At 65.1% G+C, this 18,792-nt stretch carries 20 protein-coding genes; 15 read left to right on the top strand and 5 right to left on the bottom strand.

Translation table 11 applies throughout. From position 1 onward, the window contains the following. Positions 1-118 precede the first annotated feature (118 nt). The 3 genes from ABB34_RS12740 (at position 119) to ABB34_RS12730 (ending at position 5,428) form a co-directional block, all read left to right on the top strand. Positions 119-637: a ribonuclease HII gene (locus tag ABB34_RS12740; protein ID WP_425478984.1), complete on the top strand. Its 519-nt coding sequence runs from the start codon at positions 119-121 to the stop codon at positions 635-637. A 166-nt stretch (positions 638-803) separates the two neighbouring features. Beyond that, on the top strand, positions 804-4,391 hold the full coding sequence (gene dnaE / locus ABB34_RS12735) for a DNA polymerase III subunit alpha (protein WP_057641700.1): 3,588 nt from the start codon (positions 804-806) through the stop codon (positions 4,389-4,391). 77 nt (positions 4,392-4,468) lie between these two features. Further along, complete coding sequence (locus tag ABB34_RS12730; RefSeq protein ID WP_057641699.1) at positions 4,469-5,428, top strand: acetyl-CoA carboxylase carboxyltransferase subunit alpha; 960 nt, start codon at positions 4,469-4,471, stop codon at positions 5,426-5,428. Between the two features lie 137 nt (positions 5,429-5,565). Here the strand turns inward: ABB34_RS12730 and ABB34_RS12725 are convergent, their stop codons facing one another. Further along, a complete protein-coding gene (locus tag ABB34_RS12725; RefSeq protein ID WP_057641698.1) occupies positions 5,566-6,018 on the bottom strand; it encodes a CopD family protein in 453 nt (150 codons plus the stop codon). A gap of 53 nt (positions 6,019-6,071) precedes the next feature. Between ABB34_RS12725 and ABB34_RS12720 the strand changes: the two genes are divergently transcribed. Both ABB34_RS12720 and ABB34_RS12715 read left to right on the top strand, forming a co-directional pair. Beyond that, the gene (locus ABB34_RS12720) at positions 6,072-6,674 is read left to right on the top strand and encodes a class I SAM-dependent DNA methyltransferase (protein ID WP_211258208.1); all 603 of its coding nucleotides are present in this window, start codon (positions 6,072-6,074) and stop codon (positions 6,672-6,674) included. A 221-nt stretch (positions 6,675-6,895) separates the two neighbouring features. Further along, a complete protein-coding gene (locus tag ABB34_RS12715) occupies positions 6,896-8,212 on the top strand; it encodes a polyhydroxyalkanoate depolymerase (RefSeq protein WP_057641697.1) in 1,317 nt (438 codons plus the stop codon). A gap of 112 nt (positions 8,213-8,324) precedes the next feature. On the opposite strand, the gene ABB34_RS12710 is transcribed toward ABB34_RS12715, so the two are convergent. Further along, the gene (locus tag ABB34_RS12710) at positions 8,325-9,299 is read right to left on the bottom strand and encodes a sensor domain-containing protein (protein WP_057641696.1); all 975 of its coding nucleotides are present in this window, start codon (positions 9,297-9,299) and stop codon (positions 8,325-8,327) included. Continuing rightward, positions 9,299-9,661 (bottom strand): PadR family transcriptional regulator, encoded by a 363-nt coding sequence (locus ABB34_RS12705; RefSeq protein WP_057641695.1) that lies wholly within the window; start codon positions 9,659-9,661, stop codon positions 9,299-9,301. Before ABB34_RS12705 ends, ABB34_RS12710 begins: the two co-directional genes overlap by 1 nt. A gap of 158 nt (positions 9,662-9,819) precedes the next feature. Between ABB34_RS12705 and ABB34_RS12700 the strand changes: the two genes are divergently transcribed. Both ABB34_RS12700 and ABB34_RS12695 read left to right on the top strand, forming a co-directional pair. Beyond that, positions 9,820-10,728: a peptidylprolyl isomerase gene (locus ABB34_RS12700; protein ID WP_057641694.1), complete on the top strand. Its 909-nt coding sequence runs from the start codon at positions 9,820-9,822 to the stop codon at positions 10,726-10,728. A gap of 123 nt (positions 10,729-10,851) precedes the next feature. Next, on the top strand, positions 10,852-11,145 hold the full coding sequence (locus ABB34_RS12695; RefSeq protein WP_057641693.1) for a hypothetical protein: 294 nt from the start codon (positions 10,852-10,854) through the stop codon (positions 11,143-11,145). Between the two features lie 170 nt (positions 11,146-11,315). On the opposite strand, the gene ABB34_RS12690 is transcribed toward ABB34_RS12695, so the two are convergent. Then, positions 11,316-12,095: a DUF4349 domain-containing protein gene (locus tag ABB34_RS12690; RefSeq protein ID WP_152979620.1), complete on the bottom strand. Its 780-nt coding sequence runs from the start codon at positions 12,093-12,095 to the stop codon at positions 11,316-11,318. Next, positions 12,095-12,451, bottom strand: a complete 357-nt coding sequence (locus ABB34_RS12685) for a GFA family protein (protein WP_057641703.1) — start codon at positions 12,449-12,451, stop codon at positions 12,095-12,097. Before ABB34_RS12685 ends, ABB34_RS12690 begins: the two co-directional genes overlap by 1 nt. A 104-nt stretch (positions 12,452-12,555) precedes the next feature. Here ABB34_RS12685 and ABB34_RS12680 point away from each other — a divergent pair, with 104 nt between their 5' ends. From ABB34_RS12680 to ABB34_RS12665, 8 genes are all read left to right on the top strand, one after another. Next, positions 12,556-14,358 carry a DUF885 domain-containing protein gene (locus ABB34_RS12680; RefSeq protein ID WP_057641691.1) on the top strand — a complete coding sequence of 601 codons (1,803 nt, stop codon included), beginning with the start codon at positions 12,556-12,558 and terminating at the stop codon, positions 14,356-14,358. A 335-nt stretch (positions 14,359-14,693) separates the two neighbouring features. Then, positions 14,694-15,098 carry an Imm63 family immunity protein gene (locus ABB34_RS12675; protein WP_083490195.1) on the top strand — a complete coding sequence of 135 codons (405 nt, stop codon included), beginning with the start codon at positions 14,694-14,696 and terminating at the stop codon, positions 15,096-15,098. Positions 15,099-15,155: 57 nt separating this feature from the next. Next, on the top strand, positions 15,156-15,578 hold the full coding sequence (locus ABB34_RS15285; protein ID WP_152979619.1) for an aldo-keto reductase family protein: 423 nt from the start codon (positions 15,156-15,158) through the stop codon (positions 15,576-15,578). A gap of 172 nt (positions 15,579-15,750) precedes the next feature. Continuing rightward, positions 15,751-16,353, top strand: a complete 603-nt coding sequence (locus ABB34_RS14975) for a TIGR02391 family protein (protein WP_161808915.1) — start codon at positions 15,751-15,753, stop codon at positions 16,351-16,353. Positions 16,354-16,436: 83 nt separating this feature from the next. Beyond that, on the top strand, positions 16,437-16,799 hold the full coding sequence (locus ABB34_RS15280; RefSeq protein WP_152979618.1) for a hypothetical protein: 363 nt from the start codon (positions 16,437-16,439) through the stop codon (positions 16,797-16,799). Between the two features lie 303 nt (positions 16,800-17,102). Next, entirely contained in the window at positions 17,103-17,738 is a 636-nt protein-coding gene (locus tag ABB34_RS12670; protein WP_211258207.1) for a hypothetical protein, read from the top strand. Between the two features lie 71 nt (positions 17,739-17,809). After that, positions 17,810-18,211 (top strand): hypothetical protein, encoded by a 402-nt coding sequence (locus ABB34_RS15275; protein WP_152979617.1) that lies wholly within the window; start codon positions 17,810-17,812, stop codon positions 18,209-18,211. Positions 18,212-18,310: 99 nt separating this feature from the next. Next, positions 18,311-18,739 (top strand): hypothetical protein, encoded by a 429-nt coding sequence (locus tag ABB34_RS12665; RefSeq protein ID WP_152979616.1) that lies wholly within the window; start codon positions 18,311-18,313, stop codon positions 18,737-18,739. Positions 18,740-18,792 lie beyond the last annotated feature (53 nt).

Here is an 18,792-nt window from a genome sequence, read left to right as displayed (position 1 = left end):
CGCGCCTCGGCCGGGCAGGGCAGGCCCTTGGTTACCTTGTTGCCGACGATGCAAGGCATGCGCCGGGCGCTGGAAGGCGTGGCACATGCGGCGCATGCCTTGCATCGTCGCCTGGAAGATGTTGATGCCGTCGATCTCGGCCACGTCCACCATCACGATGCAGTGGGCCAGCGCGCGCCGCGAGCAGCTGTTCGAGCGCATCGTCGAGCGCGCGCTGGCCCACTGCATCGTGATGGTGGACGTGGCCGAGATCGACGGCATCAACATCTTCCAGGCGACGATGCAAGGCATGCGCCGGGCGCTGGAAGGCGTGGCACATGCGGCGCAGTTCGCGCGCATCGACGGCAACAAGGTACCCAAGGGCCTGCCCTGCCCGGCCGAGGCGCTGGTCGGCGGCGACGCCATCGACCGCGCGATCATGGCCGCCTCGATCCTGGCCAAGGTCAGCCGCGACCGCTACATGCTGGACCTGCACCAGCGCCACCCCGAATACGGCTTCGACCAGCACAAGGGCTACGGCACCCCGGTGCACCTGGCCGCGCTGCGCATGCATGGCCCCTGCCCCGAGCACCGGCGCAGCTTCGCCCCGGTACGCGAAGCACTGGCCGCGCACGCGCCGTTGTCCACCCCACCGTAGATGCGGGGCTTGCCCCGCATGTGGCTTTACCGGTGAAGCCCCGTGCCGGGCAAGCCCGGCACCTACGGCCTCCGTCACTCGCCAGTCGCCCCCGCAAGAGCCGCTGTCAAGCCTTGTCCCCCCTTGCCCCCGCCGCTACCCTGCCCTGTCACCGCAGTGATCCGGCATGAGCACTCCCCGCTTCGTCCATCTCCACGTCCACACCGAGTTCTCGATGGTGGACTCCACCATCCGCGTACCGGCCAAGCCGGACCAGGCCGATCCGAAGAAGGCCAAGCAGCCCAACATCCTCAGCCGCTCGGTGGAGATGGGCGCGCCGGCGCTGGCGATCACCGACCTGAACAACCTGTTCGCGCTGGTGAAGTTCTACAAGGCCGCCGAGGGCGTGGGCATCAAGCCGATCGCCGGCGCCGACGTGCTGGTCGCCGAGGACGGCCACGCCCCGTGGCGCATGACCCTGCTGTGCCGCGACCGCGAGGGCTACCTGAGCCTGTCGCGGCTGCTGACCCGCGCGTGGATGGAAGGCCACCGCAACGAGGGCGGCGTCGCCGTGCACCCGCAGTGGCTGAAGGACGGTTGCCACAACCTGTTCGCGCTGGCCGGGCGCGACAGCCTGGCCGGGCGGCTGGCCGCCGAGGGCCGCCATGACCTGGCCGAGCAGCAGCTGGCCGACTGGCAGCGCGTGTTCGGCGACGGCCTGCACCTGGAACTGACCCGCACCAAGCGCGATGGCGAGGAGGCCTTCAACCAGTTCGCGCTGATGGCCGCCGGCCAGCGCGGGCTGCCGGTGATCGCCAGCAACGACGTGCGCTTCCTCGACGCGGCCGACTACGACGCGCACGAGGCGCGCGTGTGCATCTCCACCGGCCGCGTGCTCGACGACCCCAAGCGCCCGCGCGAGTACAGCCGCGAGCAGTACCTGAAGACGCCGGAGGAAATGTGCGCGCTGTTCGCCGACATCCCCGACGCCATCGACAACACGCTGGCGCTGGCGCAGCGCTGCAACGTCGAGATGCGGCTGGGCACCTACTTCCTGCCGAACTACCCGGTGCCCGACGAGGAGACGCTGGACACGTGGATCCAGAAGCAGTCGCGCGAAGGCCTTGAAGAGCGCCTGCAGAAGAACCCGCTGGCGCCGGGCATGACCCGCGAGGACTACTTCGAGCGGCTCGAATTCGAGCTGGACACCATCATCAAGATGGGCTTCCCCGGCTACTTCCTGATCGTGGCTGACTTCATCCAGTGGGGCAAGAACCAGGGCATCCCGATCGGCCCGGGGCGCGGTTCGGGCGCCGGCTCGCTGGTGGCGTGGGCGCTGAAGATCACCGACCTCGACCCGCTGCCCTACAACCTGCTGTTCGAGCGCTTCCTCAACCCGGAACGCGTGTCGATGCCCGACTTCGACATCGACTTCTGCATGGACCGGCGCGACGAGGTGATCGACTACGTCGCGCGCAAGTACGGCCGCGAGCGGGTCAGCCAGATCATCACCTACGGCACGATGGCGGCCAAGGCGGTGGTGCGCGACACCGGCCGCGTGCTCGGCTTCCCCTACGGTCTGGTCGATGGTGTTTCCAAGCTGATCCCGAACATCCTCGGCATCCACCTGAAGGACGCGCTGGGCCGCGGCAAGGAAGGACCGGATTCGGAAATGGCCTCGGCCGAACTGATCCAGCGCTACGAAACCGAGGACGACGTCCGCGACCTGATCGACCTGGCGCTGCAACTGGAAGACCTCACCCGCAACGCCGGCAAGCACGCTGGCGGCGTGGTGATCGGCCCGGAGCCGCTGTCCGAGTTCTGCCCGCTGTACGCCGAACACGACGAGGGTGGCATCGGCAGGAACCCGGTCACCCAGTTCGATAAGAACGACGTCGAGGAAGTCGGGCTGGTGAAGTTCGACTTCCTCGGCCTGCGCACGCTGACCATCATCGACTGGGCGGTGAAGGCGATCAACGCACGCCATGCCCGCGCCGGCATCCCGCCGATCGACATCGCCGCGATCCCGCTCGACGACGCGCCCACCTACAAGGACATCTTCGCCAACGGCAATACCGGCGCGGTGTTCCAGTTCGAATCCTCGGGCATGCGCCGGCTGCTGAAGGACGCGCGCCCCGACCGTTTCGAAGACCTGATCGCGCTGGTGTCGCTGTACCGCCCCGGCCCGATGGACCTGATTCCCTCGTTCAACGCGCGCAAGCACGGGCAGGAGGAGATCATCTACCCCGACCCGCGCACCGAGGCCATCCTGAAGGACACCTACGGCATCATGGTGTATCAGGAGCAGGTGATGCAGATGGCGCAGATCGTCGGCGGCTACTCGCTGGGCGGTGCCGACCTGCTGCGCCGCGCGATGGGCAAGAAGGTGCCGGCCGAGATGGCCAAGCACCGCGAAATCTTCCGCGAGGGCGCGGCCAAGGGCGGTGTCGAAGGCCCGAAGGCCGATGAAATCTTCGACCTGATGGAAAAGTTCGCCGGCTACGGCTTCAACAAGTCGCACGCCGCCGCCTACGCGCTGGTCAGCTACCAGACCGCATGGCTCAAGCGCCATTACCCGGCCGAGTTCATGGCCGCTACGCTGTCCTCGGACATGGACAACACCGACAAGGTGGTCGGCTTCCTCGCCGAGGTGCGCAACCTCGGCCTGAACGTGTTGCCGCCGCGCGTCAACGACTCGGCCTACATGTTCGAGGCGTCCAGCGCCGACACCATCCGTTACGGGCTGGGCGCGATCAAGGGCGTCGGCCAGGGTGCGTGCGAGGCGGTGGTCGCCGAGCGCCAGCGCGGCGGCGAATACGCCTCGCTGATGGATTTCTGCGTGCGCGTCGAATCGGCCAAGCTCAACCGGCGCACGCTGGAGGCGATGATCCAGTGCGGCGCGCTCGACGGCCTCGGCAAAAACCGCGCCTCGCTGATGCTGCAACTGCCCGAGGTGGTCAAGGCCACCGAGCAGATGGCGCGCGAGAAGGCGTCCGGGCAGAACTCGCTGTTCGGCGCGCCCGACCCGGTCAACACCGCCGCGCAGCTGGACCTGCCTGAAAGCCGCGAATGGCCGGTGGGCCAGTTGCTGAACGGCGAGCGCGAGACGCTGGGCTTCTACCTCAGCGGCCACCCGTTCGACCCATATGCCGACGACGTCAAGGAACTGGTCGGCACCGACCTCGGCGCGCTGGACAAGCTGGTCGCGCCCGCCCCGCCGCCGCGCGACGGCGAAAAGCGCGGCTGGCGGCAGGAAGCGCAGGTGATCCTGGCCGGCATGGTCGTGGGCGTGCGCCGCAAGGGCGACAGCCAGGTGTTCGTGCAACTGGAGGACGGCAAGGGCCGGGTGGAATGCAGCGCGTTCTCCGACGGGCTGGCCGAGTTCGGCCCGCTGCTGACCAAGGACCGCATCCTGGTGGTCAAGGGCGGCCTGCGCGAAGACGAATTCAACGGCGGCTACGCCCTGCGCATCCGCCAGTGCTGGGATTTCGAGCAACTGTGCGCCGACCACGCCACCCGGCTGTCGCTGCGCGTGGATGGCCGCGGCGGCCCGGTGTGGCAGCGCATCGAGCCGATATTGGCGGCCCACCGCCCCGGCCGCACCCCGATCCGGCTGGACCTGCTGCTGCAGGGCAAGGATGGCGGCGTGGCCGGCATGCTCGACCTTGGCAGGGAAGGCGCGGTGCGGGCCAGCCCGCAGCTGCTCGACGCCCTGCGCGAGGACCCGGCGGTGCGCAAGGTCAAGCTGGCCTACAGCCCGCCCTGGGCCAGCTGACCCCACCGGACGGCCGCGTACGGGTTGCCGCAACCCGTTCGGCTACACTTTCCCACTTTCATTCAAGACGGTTTCCGATGAATCCGAATTACCTCGATTTCGAGCAGCCCATCGCCGATCTGGAAGCCAAGATCAAGGACCTGCGCAGCGCCAGCGCCGGCCCGGCGGTCAATGTCGAAACCGAAGTCAGGGCGCTGGAGGACAAGCTGCGCCTGCGCAGCGCGCAGATCTTCCGCAACCTGTCCTCGTGGCAGGTACTGCAGGTGGCGCGCCACCCGCAGCGCCCCTACCCGCTGGACTACATCGGCATCTTCTGCGACGAGTTTCAGGAACTGGCCGGCGACCGCGCCTTCGCCGACGACAAGGCCATTGTTGGTGGCCTGGCCCGCATCGGCGGCCGCCCGGTGATGCTGATCGGCCACCAGAAGGGCCGCGACACCAAGGAGAAGATCCGCCGCAACTTCGGCATGCCCAAGCCCGAGGGCTACCGCAAGGCGCTGCGGCTGATGAAGATGGCCGAGCGCTTCAAGCTGCCGGTGCTGACCCTGATCGACACCGCCGGCGCCTGGCCGGGCATCGATGCCGAGGAGCGCGGCCAGTCCGAGGCCATCGCCCGCAACCTGATGGAAATGGCCGAACTGAAGGTGCCGGTGATCTGCACCGTGATCGGCGAGGGCGGCTCCGGCGGCGCGCTGGCGCTGGGCGTGGGCGACCGCACCCTGATGCTGGAATACAGCGTCTATTCGACCATCAGCCCGGAAGGCTGCGCCTCGATCCTGTGGAAGGACGCCGGCAAGAACAAGGAAGCGGCCGAGCAATTGGGCATGACCGCCGCGCGGCTGAAGGGCCTGGGCCTGATCGACAAGGTGATCCGCGAGCCGATCGGCGGCGCCCACCGCAACCCCACGCAGATGGGCAGGCGCCTGAAGGCGGTGCTGCTCAACGAGCTGGACGCGCTGGAGAAGCTGAGCATCGACGAGCTGCTGGACAAGCGTTACAAGCGCCTGCGCGGCTACGGCACCTACGAAGCGGCCTGAAACCCGGCAAGCCCCATTGTAGGAGCGACGCAAGTCGCGATGGGGCCGTACCGGGAAAGCCTCTCGCGACTTGCGTCGATCCTACGAAAAACAAAGACGCAAGGCCGGCATTGCCGGCCTTGCGCATGTTCAAGCCATCAGAATGGCTTGGCGATCACCAGCCATACCACCGCGATGAACAGCAGCAGCGGCAGTTCGTTGAACCAGCGCAGCGTGCGCGACGACGGCAGTACGCGGCCCTTGGTCGTGCCCTTCAACCAGCGCCCGCTGACAACGTAATAGACGAACAGCAGCGCCACCAGCGCCAGCTTGGCATGCAGCCAGCCGGAGCCCTGCGCCACCATCGTCGGAAAATCCGGCAACACCCGGTAGCCCAGCCACAGCACCAGCCCCAGCACGAAAGCGATACCGAACATCACGTGGCCGAAGCGGTACAGCCGCCGCCCCATCAGTTGCAGCCGCTCAGCCACCTGCGCCTGCCCGGCGGCCTCGGCGATGTTGACCAGGATGCGCGGCAGGTAGAACACCGCCGCCATCCATGCCACCACGAACACGATGTGGAAGGTCTTGACCCAGAAATACGACTGCATGCGCTGGCTCCGGCGGCGGGCGTTAGGATGGTCGCCATTTTCGCCCATCCTTGATGCCCATGCAGGAAAAACACTACGACGCCACCTACTTCCAGCGCTGGTACCGGCGCGGCGACATCGGCGGCGCGGCGCGGCTGGCGCGCAAGGTGCAGCTGGCCGTGGCCACGGCCGAGTACTACCTCGAACGCCCGGTCCGCAGCGTGCTGGACATCGGCTGCGGCGAAGGCGCATGGCGCGCGCCGCTGCTGAAACTGCGGCCGAAGCTGCGCTACATGGGCTTCGACGGCAGCGAATACGCGGTGCAGCGCTACGGCCGCACGCGCAACCTGCACCTGGCCCGTTTCGGCGATTTCCAGTGGCTGCGCCCGTGCGCGCCGGTGGACCTGCTGGTGTGCTCGGACGTGATGCACTACGTGCCCGACCGCGAGCTGCGGCGCGGGCTGGAAGGGCTGGCCGAGCTGTGCGGCGGCGTCGCCTTCCTGGAAACCTTCACTGCCGAGGACGACTTCCACGGCGACCACGAGGGCTTCCAGCCGCGTCCGGCGCGCTGGTACCGGCGCCAGCTGCAGGCCGCCGGCTTCCGCGCCGTCGGCTCGCACTGCTGGCTGGGGCCGGCGTTCGACGACGACGTGGCCGCGCTGGAAGGCAACGGCTGAAACCTCGCGGGTGTGGGGCTTGCCCGGGAAAATCCCTGCCGGGCAAGCCAGCCAGCTACGGATCAACCGTAGGTCGGGGCTATGCCCCCGACGCGCCTTGCGCCTGATGCCTGGGGCGTCGGGGGCATAGCCCCGACCTACGGTTGCCCGTGGGCTTAACTCCCCACCTGCCGGTTTGCGCTATGCTGCATAGCGTCATATGACCATACATATTGCCCGGCATGCTCTACCAACTGCATGAACTGACCCGCAACCTGATGGCGCCGTGGGTGCACCAGGCGCAAGCCAACGCGGCGTTCTTCAACAACCCCGGGCACTGGTGGTCGTCGATGCCGGGCGCGGACCGGCTGGCGGCGATGAACGAATTGTTCCATCGCCTCGGCAAGGACTACGAAAAGCCCGAGTGGAACATCCACGAGCTGGAACTGGACGGCGAGGTCGTCCCCGTCGCCCAGCTTACCGAGCTGGAAAAACCGTTCTGCAGGCTGCTGCGCTTCAAGCGCCACAGCAACGACGGCGCGCGCGTGGAGGAACTGCTGGCGCAGCCGGCAGTGCTGGTGGTGGCGCCGCTGTCCGGGCACCACGCCACCCTGCTGCGCGACACCGTGCGTACCCTGCTGCAGGACCACCGCGTCTACGTCACCGACTGGATCGACGCGCGCATGGTGCCGGTGGCAGCCGGCGAGTTCGGGCTCGACGACTACGTCGAATACGTGCAGGAATTCATCCGCCACCTCGGCGCCGACAAGCTGCACGTGGTCAGCGTCTGCCAGCCCACCGTGCCGGTGCTGGGCGCGGTGTCGCTGATGGCCAGCCGCGGCGAGGCCACGCCGCGCTCGCTGGTGATGATGGGCGGCCCGATCGACGCCCGCTGCAGCCCCACCGCAGTCAACAACCTGGCCACGCGCAACCCGCTGTCGTGGTTCGAGAACAACGTCATCCACAGCGTGCCCGCGCCCTACCCCGGCCAGGGCCGCCGCGTGTACCCCGGCTTCCTGCAGCACGCCGGCTTCGTGACCATGAACCCCAGCCGCCACCTGATGTCGCACTGGGACTTCTACACCGACCTGGTCAAGGGCGACCTCGACGACGCCAACGCCCACCGCCGCTTCTACGACGAGTACAACGCGGTGCTGGACATGCCGGCGAAGTTCTACCTGGACACCATCCGCGTGGTGTTCCAGGAATTCCTGCTGCCGCGCGGGCAGTGGCACGTGCGCGGCGAGCGCGTGGACCCGTCCGTGATCCGCGACACCGCGCTGCTGAGCATCGAGGGCGAGCTGGACGACATCGCCGGCCTCGGCCAGACCGAGGCCGCGCAGGCGCTGTGCACCGGCATCCCGGCCGCGCGCCGCAGCCACTTCATCGTCGAGGGCGCCGGCCACTACGGCATCTTCAGCGGCCGCCGCTGGCGCGAGGTGGTGTACCCGAAGGTACGCGACTTCTTCCATGCGCAGGCGCAGGTGGCGCCGGCGAAGAAGGGCCGCAAGGCCGCCGCCAGCAACGTCACCCCGCTGCGCCGCCGCGCCCAGCGCTGAGAGGTGCCGCGCTTGCCCGGTACGACGTCTTCCCGGTGAAGCCCATGCGGGGCAAGCCCCGCATCTACGCGCGTTCGTAGGTGCCGGGCTTGCCCGGCACGGGCCCTCCCGATTACAGCCGCACCAGCAGGTGCTTGGCCATCGCTCCGTGTACCTTGCCGATGCCGCGTGCCAGGTGCAGGGTGGCGAACAGCAGCAGCACGCCCACCAGCACCGTCAGCGGCCACAGCCAGAGCGCGCCGGCCACGTTCACGCCGTCGATCCAGATGCCGACCGGCTGGTCGAACAGCAGTTCCGCCAGCGGCGCGAAGACCAACGCCAGCGACAGCGACAACAGGGTGGTGGCGATGCTGAAGTAGGCCACGCCCAGCGGCAGCATCAGCAGGAAATACAGCATCGTCAACCAGGTGCGACCGTCGGTGAACATCGTGCCGATCCGCACCGTCCAGCCCTGGCTCCTGTCGGTATAGGCCGGCCGGCGCGGCATGCGCACGCCCAGCATGGTCTCGATGATGCGGCCCTCCACCAGCGACAGCACCCGCACCGAACCCAGGAACAGCAGCAGCACCGGGATGCCGATTATCAGGATCAGCAGCGACATCGACAGCGACAGCCCGGTCACCACCCAGCTGAAGAAGAAGATGCCGGTGGCCAGCGACAGCAGCATGTAGAACAGCGCGCCATAGGTATGCGGGTCCAGCACCACGCCGAAGAAGCGCGCCAGCCACGAGCGCGGCCTGGCCGGCACCGCGGCGGCGGCCGCCGCCGTTGCCGCCAGCGCCGGGGCAACCGGGGCCGACCGCGCTGCCGGGCCGGGTGCGCGCAGTGCGCGGTTCACCGTCACCTCGGTCTCGCGGTAGATTTCGGCCACTTCCTCCGGTGCGCCGTAGCTGCCGGCCACGCCGGCGATCACCTCGGCCTCGCTCTTGCCGGCCTGCTCGGCCAGCTCCGAGCGCAGGTATTCCTCGGCGTCGTACAGCGCGTCCTGGATCATCGCCGGGTCGGCGCCGGCCAGCGCCGCGCGCAGCTGCTCCAGGTATTCGGGAATCGTGGTCGGCAGCGGCCGCGCATGGATGTCGTTGTTCATCAGTTGATTCCCTCCAGTACCGACTCGACCGAGTCACGGGTGGCAGTCCAGGCCGCGATCCACTGCCGCAGCGCGGCGCGGCCATCGTCGTTGATGCGGTAGTAGCGCCGCGGCGGCCCGGCTACCGACGGCTCCACGTGGCTTTCCAGCAGGCCGGCGCCTTCCAGATTGCGCAGCACCGGGTACAGCGCGCTCTGCTTGCCGCTGAGCACGCCGTCGCCGACGCGCTCCAGCTCCTTGGCGATCAGGTAGCCGTACATCGGCTCCGGCGCCCTGGCCAGCACCGCCAGCAGCGCCAGCGACACCGTGCCGGTGCTCAACTCCTTCTGGAACTTGCGCAGATGGACATCGGGATCGGACATGCCCTGTACCTGCCAACTAGCCTGAAGCGAACACTATTGCGAAGTTCGCTATAGCGAATGTGCCGGTAGTCACCCCCGCCACGGTCATGTGCTGGCCGCCGGTACCCGCGTTCACGCAGAATCGGGATACCACCACCACCGCCAACGGACCCGCACCCATGACGTTCCGCCCACGCCTGCTCGCCCTTGCCCTGCTGCTGTCGCCGCTGCCGCTGCTGGCCGCCGACGCCCCCGCCAAGTACCGCAGCGCGCAGGAAATCATCGACGCCGCGCCGGACGGCGACTGGCACACCCCGGCCGCCGAGAACCTGCTGTACATGGAGCTGGACGGCGGCCGCGTCATCATCGAGCTGGCCCCGCAGTTCGCCCCCGAGCACGCCGGCAACATCCGCACGCTGGCGCGCGAGGGCTTCTGGGACGGCACCAGCGTCTACCGCTCGCAGGACAACTTCGTGGTCCAGTTCGGCGACGCCGATGCCGACGAGGCCGGCAAGGCCAAGCCGCTGGGCAGCGCGAAGACCCATCTGCCGGCCGAGTTCCAGCGCGCGGCCGCCGGGCTGGATTTCACCGCCCTGCCCGACCGCGACGGCTGGGCCGCGAAGACCGGCTTCGTCGGCGACTTCGCCGTGGCCGGCGACGGCGAGCATGCCTGGCTGGCGCACTGCTACGGCACCGTCGGCGCCGGCCGCAACAACGCCGACGACAGCAGCATCGGCGCCGAACTGTACGTCGTCACCGGGCAGTCGCCGCGCCAGCTCGACCGCAACATCACCGTGGTCGGGCGTGTGCTCGAGGGCATGGAGCTGCTGAGCACGATCAAGCGCGGGCCGCCGCCGATGGGCTTCTACGACGATGCCGCGCAGCGCACGCCGATCCGCGCCATCCACCTGGCCAGCGAACTGCCGGCCGGCGAGCGCGTACCGCTGCAGGTGCTGCGCACCGACTCGAAGAGCTTCGCCGATGCGGTGGAAGCGCGCCGCAACCGCGTGGACGGCTTCTACAAGCGTGCGGCCGGGCACATCGACCTGTGCAACATCCCGCTGCCGGTGCGGGTGCTGCCCAACTGACGCCACGCTCCCTGCCATGGCCGGCCATGCGCCGGCCGCGGCAGGTGCGCCGCACCGCGGCGTTTCACGCTTCCTTGCCCGGCGGCTGCCCAAGCTGGACCTTCCCCATACGCGGAGACCGCCATGTCCCTGCTGCGCATCCGCATCACCGGCAGCGCCGACGATGCCCTCGCCGTGAGCGACCTGCTGCACGGCCTGGAAGGCATCGAGCACGTCGAGGAAACCGACGACCTGATGGCCCACATGGACGACGAGGATTCCAGCTCGGCGGGCCTGTCCGACGACATTGGCCCGGGCATCCACGAACTGGAAGTCGAGGTCGGCAATACCGCCACCGCGCAGAAGGCACGGCAGGCCGTGGAACGGCTGGCGCAGGAGCGCGGGCTGGTCATCGAATACGAACACGACGAGGGCTGAGCCACCACGGCGCCGGGTACATGCAGTCGGGTGTGGCCCAGCCGGAAAAGCCGCGCCCGGAACATCCCAGCTCCGCCGAGGGCTTCACCGCCGCTTCGCAAGTGGGCGCCAGCGACTACTGGCATGGGTGGAAAACGCCGGGGCACGCCTTGGCGTGCCCCGCATGACGATCAACTGCGCTTCTGCCGCCCGCGCCGCCACAGTTTCAAACCACCCCACAGCACGCCTCCGCCGATCAGCGCCACCGGCAGCAAGCCCGCGAACAGGCGGATCAGCCACGCCAGGCTGGCGGTGAAAATACCGCCGAACTCGGCGAAGGCCCGGCCGATCTCGCTGCGGTTGCGCTGGCCATTGGTGGCTTCCATGTGGATCGCCAGCTTCTGCGTGTCGATGCGCCGGTGCTGCTGCGCCGCCTCGCGGTTGGCCTGCTCCAGCCCCGCTTCGATCTCGGACAGGCGCTGCGAAATGGTCAGCAGATCGGCCACCGCCAGATCCTTGCGCTGTTGGTAGTCGAGCAGGCGCGCGTGTTCGTTCTTCAAACGCGCCTGCGTCAACTGCGTATCGGACACCTGCTGCGCCAGGTCCTCGGCATGCGTGCTGCGCGCGGTCACTTCGCCCTGCTCGCCGGCAAGCGCGACCAGCGGCTCCACGCCCTTCGGCGCAACACGCACTTCGATGGAACCGGAAGCGCCATCGCCACCGGCTTGCGACAACTGCAACACCGCGCAATCACCGAACCTGCCGCTCTGGCACGCCTCGGCCACCGTCTTCAAGCGCGGCGCGATCCGCTCGCCCGGCAGCCGCAGCTGCACGGTGTGTTCGTATGCGAGGAACGCCCCCTCCGGCGAAGCCAGCGCCATCGCGTCGGCCGCGCCCAGGCGCTCCTGCTTCGCGCAACCGGCAACGGCCAGCAGCACCAGCATCCCACCCACGATCCGGCGCGGGGGCATCAGCGGCCGGCGCCGTCGTAATGGGTCACCGCCAACGCATCCAGGTCCAGCGCCGGCACGCAGCGCAGGTTGACTGCCACCGTCGGCACACCGGTGCGCGGGTCCTGCGCCTCGCTGAAGGGCGCCACGCCGCAGACGCGGCAATGGTGGTGGTCGATATGGCCGGTGTTGAAGCGATAGCTTTCCAGCTCGGCCGGATCGCTCTTCAGCTCGAACGCATCGCGCGGCCCGAACCACAGCAGCGAACCGCGCCGCCGGCAGATCGAGCAATTGCAGGACAACGCGCCGCTGATCGGCTCGCCGGACTCGAACGCGAACGCAATGCGCCCGCAGTGACAACCGCCTTCGTAATGCATCGCCATGCTCCGTGGATACCTGCGGCGATGGTAAGCCAATGGCAGGGGCACCGACGTGGCCGCCGGCCCATACTCGGCCTTTCCCCGCCACAACAGGATTCCCGATGCGCAAGCACCTGCTCGCCGCCGCCCTGCTCGCCAGCCTGGCCGGCTGCCAGAACAGCGACGCCCCGAATACCCCGCCAACCGCCACCGAGCAGGCCGGCCAGAGCCAGGCCGATGCGCAGTTCGCCGAACTGTCGAAGAAAGCGCTGGACACGTGGATGCAGCTGTCACCGGTCGGCGCCACCCAGATCGGCGATCACCGCTTCGACGCCGAGATCGACGACCTCAGCGCCGCCGGCCAGCAGAAGGGGCTGGATGCCAGCAAGGCACTGCTCGCCGAACTGGACAAGATCGACGTCGCCAAACTCAACCGCGAGAACCAGGTGGACGCGGCCATCCTGCGCAACCAGCTGCAGTCGGACATCTGGAACAGCGAAACCCTGCAGTCGTGGCAATGGGACCCGCAGGTCTACAACGGGCTGGCCGGCAGCGCCATCTACGGGCTGATGGCACGCGAGTTCGCACCGCTGCCCGAGCGCCTGAAATCGGCCACCGCACGCATCGAGAAGCTGCCGCAGGTCTTTGCCGCCGCCCGTGCCAACCTCGACCCGGCGCGCGTGCCGAAGATCCACGCCGAAACCGTGGCCAAGCAGAACAAGGGCATCCTCAGCCTCGTCGATGCCTTCATCACTCCCGACATCGGCCAGCTCGAAGCCGCCGACCAGGAGCGGCTGAAGGCCGCCATCGACACGCTCAAGACCGCCGTCGCCGAGCAGCAGGACTGGCTGGACAAGACGCTGGTGCCCAACGCCAAGGGCGACTTCCGCATCGGCGCGGAACTGTACGACCAGAAGCTGAAGTTCTCGCTCAACTCCTCGCTGTCGCGCGCCGAGATCGGCGAGCGCGCCCGCGCCGAACTGGCCCGCGTGCGCAAGGACATGTACGGCATCGCCCAAGTGGTGCTGAAGGACAAGCCGGGCGCCCCGGCGCTGCCGGCCAAACCTAGCGACGAACAGCAGCAGAAGGCCATCGAGGCCGCGCTGGAACTGGCCTACGCCGACAAGCCTGCGCGCGACAAGGTGGTGGAAGACGCCAAGGCATCGCTGGCGCAGTCCACCGAGTTCGTGCGCAGCCATGACCTGATGACCCTGCCCGACGCGCCGGTGGACATCATCCTGATGCCCGAATTCCAGCGCGGCGTAGCCGTGGCCTATTGCGACTCGCCCGGCCCGCTGGACAAGAACCTGAAGACCTTCTACGCGGTATCGCCGATTCCCGACGACTGGAACGACCAGCAGGTCGATTCATTCCTGCGCGAATACAACAGCCGCATGATCCACCTGCTGTCCATCCATGAAGGCACGCCGGGCCATTACCTGGAAGGCTGGCACTCGGGCAAGTTCCCCTCCACCCTGCGCGCCGTGCTGCGCTCGGGCCTGTTCGCCGAAGGCTGGGCGGTCTATACCGAGCGCATGATGCAGGAACAGGGTTACCTCGATAACGACCCGCTGTTCCACCTCGTGCAATTGAAGTTCTACCTGCGCACGATTGCCAACGCCATCCTCGACCAGGGCGTGCACGTGGACAACTGGAGCCGCGAGCAGGCCATGCAACTGATGACCCACGACGCCTTCCAGCAGGAAAGCGAAGCAGCCGGCAAATGGGTACGCGCGCAACTGACCTCGGCACAGCTGCCGACCTATTTCGTCGGCGCGCAGGAGCATTTCGACACCCGCAAGGCGGTGCAGGAGAAACTCGGCGACACGTTCGACCTGAAGGCCTACCACGACCAGATGCTGTCCTACGGCGCCCCGCCGGTGCGGTTTGCGCGGCAACTGATGCTGGACCAGCCGATCGAGTAACTTCCTGTTGTGCAGGGAGGATCAGGGAAAGGCTGATTTCACCGCCGGATTCCGGTGATCCGCATGAAGAAGGCCCGGGAAAAATCCCGGGCCTTCTTCGTTCCAGCTCCCAAGGGGTGCAGTGCACCGCAGATGATTAGACCGCATTCTTGCCGGTGTAACCGCTATGGCTGCAATTCTGCGGCGTTCGCTCGAAGACTCTGCGTTCCAGCATGCCTCCTCATCCTCGCCAAGCCCTTGATCCTGCGACCATCACGACGCCTTCACATTGGGGCCAGAAAGCGGGACACTTGGGCAAACGCCGCGATTAGGCGGCCGAATAGGCGTTAGGCCTCATGGATCGACTTCAGCAACTCAAACAATCGTTCAAAAGCATATGTGACAAGCTGGGCCATGAGTGGCCGCTCTATGCTGTCCCGCGGCACGATGGCTCACCGCATGTCGAGGTTTCCGGCGATCAACTCAGTTACGTGGTGACAGAACGTGGGTCGGAGTTTGAGCGCCGCACAACCACGTCCCAAGACGACCTTCTCTATTGGCTCACATCTGACATGGTGTTCTCGCTCGCAGGCCACTACGAGCTCAACCACAGAGAAGCTGGCCGAGACTTTCGACGCATCATGTTCGCCCGCGAACTTGAGCTTATGGGGCGTATCAACCCGGCATGGCGTGAGCGTAAAGAGGCTGAGATCCTGGATATCCTTGCGCGGCATCCATACCGTGACGAGAATGAGGCCTAACAATTCATTCAAGCCGACGCCGCTTCGCGGCGCGGCTTAATTCAGGCGTTAGGGCCCATGTCACAGAGTGTCGGCAAAGTCGAAGCAGCATCACTCCAACTTGATTGGGCTATCCGGCTGCTGATCGATTTCGATGCACCACTGCCCGCTATTACGCTGGCCGGCGCTGCAGAAGAGATACTCGGCCGTGCGCTCGGAGATGACTCAGCCCACGAGGATCTAATTCGTGCCTTCTCTGAGTCTCATGGCATTGACCGCAAGGTCTTATCGCAGCAGCATCTAAACAAGGCGCGAAACTGGCTCAAGCACTGGGATCCAAAAACCGAGCCAGAATTCGAGACATTCGATTTGTTGCAAGAGGCGATTCAGGGCATCGCTCGCGGCCTCAGCAACATGGCTATCCATACTCGGTCCATCTCAGCCGAGGGTCACCGCTTTCATGAGTGGGCCAGCCTTCTCAAACAGCCGGCTGGGCCCTAACAATTCATTCAAGCCGAAGCCGCTTCGCGGCTCGGCTTAATTCAGGTGTTAGATGCACGCGAGCACTCCAATGACGTCAGCAAGATCAGAAGCACTTACTCGCCTCCTAGACGAACTGGATTCGTTCAAGATTGACCTAAACGCCTACTACGGCGACTCAGAACCACAGAGCGTGTACGACTCCCATCTGAGTGGAAAGCTCGACGCGCTATCTCTATTCTGTAAGAAGCTCGGCTGGTCGGATCTTGCTGGCCAAATACAAGAACTAATTCCACTTCAGGTGAACGCACCTGAGGCGCTCACCCGCATACAAGACTTCGTCTTGCCCGAGATCCGTCATCTTCTTGAGCACGCAAGCGTCGACGATCAGCCAGATCCAAACGAAACATTCTGGCAATTGCTACACCCAAGAATTGTTGCCCTCGCTCGCCCACGATTCGAGCAGGGCCTATACGGAGACGCTGTCGAGTCTTGCTTTAAGGAGGTCAATAGTGCGGTGAAGCTGATCTATCGGGATGCCACTGGCCGAGAGGCAGACGGTGCGGGCCTCATGAACAGCGCATTCTCTGCCAACGATCCGGTGATTCGCCTCACAGATCTGAACTCACAGTCCGAGCGAGACGAACAACAAGGCTATATGCATATATACGCTGGGGCCATGACGGGCATCCGCAATCCCAAGGCTCATGCAAACATCAACCCTGATTCCCGTAAGACGTTGCATTTAGTTGCGCTCGCTAGCCTCCTCATGCACCGGCTTGACGAGCGCATCTAACGATTCATTCAAGCCGACGCCGCTTCGCGGCGCGGCTTAATTCGGGTGTTAGGGCGCTAGTTGTGCAATCCCGGAGTTCAAGCATGATCCCGATTCTCATTCTGTGTGCAGTCATTTTTGGATTATTCACATACCGTCTCTCAATCAATAAAAATCCAATAGAGTGGTCAGGGCCGAGGCTGCTGTCGGAAGAGCTAAAGATGCGGGGCATTCCTATGACTGGCATTTCTCGCGACTTCTACGAGGAAAGTATAAGCATTGCCAAGCATATTGCGGACTCCGCTCATGCACGTCCGGCTGAGCGGAGGGAAGAGTTCAAGCGGCAGATAAGTAAGATTGCAGGCATGCTGAGCCTATGGCGACGCGACCCCGGACATCCGATGTTTTCGCCAACCTTGGGCGATGCAGTCATTTATCGTGAGCTATTTGTGCGTCACTGCTTATAGACCGCGCCCTAACAATTCATTCAAGCCGACGCTGCTATCGCAGCGCGGCTTAATTCAGGCGTTAGGCCACATTGGCGAGTCCGTCGCGATATCGTAAAGCGCAAACACAGTGCATCGCAATTCAGGGGGAACAAGATGAGCGCATACGTAGAACACGACTTCAATAAGAGCTTCATCCTCGACGAAGCGCGTGTGCGAAGGATACATGAGCTAATTAACAACAGAGTCGCAAAGTTTGAGAACCCTCCCGAACTTTTGCTGAAAGTCTTTCGCGGAGACTCCTACGTCTACGAGACGCCGAACGTGAGCGACGTCCTGAAGGAGGACAACGACGACTGGCGCGCAATAACTAGGTTGGAGTTCATTGCTGAGACGGAAGACGTTTTCTATTTGAAGTTAACGTTTTCTTCTAGAGGCACCTTCATCAACCTTGTCGGGGATGATAGAGATGCAGTTTTCTTAATCTTCTCAGACATTCGGGAGTACCTTCACTCATCCGTACTAACCAGAGCAATGATTGGCCGAGATGCGACACGAATGATCAGCCTTCTAACGATGTTTGTAGCGATGGTTGGTCTTTTCTGGTCGTTGTTCTCGTCAATGCTTCCCGACCCGGAAGTTTCATCAAAAGCTCTGAATGCCAGTGATGTCGGGGAGAAAATCAACTACCTAATTGAAGAGCGATCTCGGCAAAGATTTCCCATCTCGATGTTTGGCTGGCTTGCACTTATGGTCTTCGCGACTATTGGCGCCGTCAGTGGAGCTATAGAGGGATTCTGGCGCTTTCTTTTCCCAGGCAACTTGTTTCTTTTCGGTCAACGTAAAGAACTGCATGACAAACGGCGCGGAGCTTTGAGCAAAGTGTTCTGGGGGGTGTTCGTTGGCCTCGCCGTGAGTATTCTGGCGGGGGTTTTGCTCACTTGGGGCAGCGAAGTGTGAAGGATGCGGCCTAACAATTCATTCAAGCCGACGCCGCTTCGCGGCGCGGCTTAATTCAGGCATTAGGCCCTATGACGAAACTCCTCGCAACCTTGATCCTGCTTCTTTCAATTTCTGCTGCGTCTTGGGCCCAACAGATTCCGCAGATTGACGTTTCAGGTCTATCGGAGGCGTCAATGAACTTCGACCAAGAGGGTGTTAGTCCGTTCCTCGTAGAACTGTCCCACTCTTTCACGTCCGGCTTAGACGCATCCCAGGCAGGCGCCCTTGTTCAGTCAATTGATTCGTTGCCTGTGGAGCAAACTGGTAACTGGGAGTACAAAGTTGTTGCGAATAGTAAGACCGAGCGCTTGGTGGTCGTTGCGTTCAAAGACGATGTAGATGCCCCTGATCTAGCGTTCTACTCATCGCCAGAACTGGCTGCTCGCATCCAAGGGCAGCTAGAGTCGTTTGCGCAGGCTCAAGGGTGGTAGGGCCTGATAATTCATTCAAGCCGACGCCACTTCGCGTCGTGGCTTGTTGGCAAAAGAGGGGGCGACACCGGATCAACCCTCACGAAAATGGAGACAGCAATGCGCTGGTGGACACTACTTCTCGTCGTGGCAGGGCTGGCGGGCGCCTACAACTGGTGGAGCAAGCGCGCCCCGGCCGCTGACATTGCGGTGGCGGCCGAGGCCGATGGATTCATCCCGGTGGAAATGCCGAGTGGCATACCGCGCAACATGGTGCTGGTGCTGGCGCCGCCCAACTGCCCTTCCGAGCAGGCGCAGCGGGCCGAGGCCCTCATCCGGGAGCTGACCGACATCGGCATCCCGGTGAAGCGAGGCAGTTCCTTCTCCTTCGATCTCGAAAATCCCTCACGGGAGCAGCGCGCTGCGGTGGACCGCACCGTCGCGGTGTTCAAGCAGGGCGCACCGGCGGTCTTCATCAACGGCATGGGCATGTCCAACCCCAGCACGTCGCAGGTCGTGGCGGTCTATCGCAGCACGCGCCGCGGCTAGGGACCCACGGGGCAGATGCCGCGTTGTCGAAGCCAGCCAATCCAACGATCGGT

The sequence above is a fragment of the Stenotrophomonas daejeonensis genome (assembly GCF_001431505.1).
Classification (GTDB): Bacteria; Pseudomonadota; Gammaproteobacteria; order Xanthomonadales; family Xanthomonadaceae; genus Stenotrophomonas; species Stenotrophomonas daejeonensis.
This window is presented reverse-complemented; position numbering and strand designations above follow the sequence as displayed.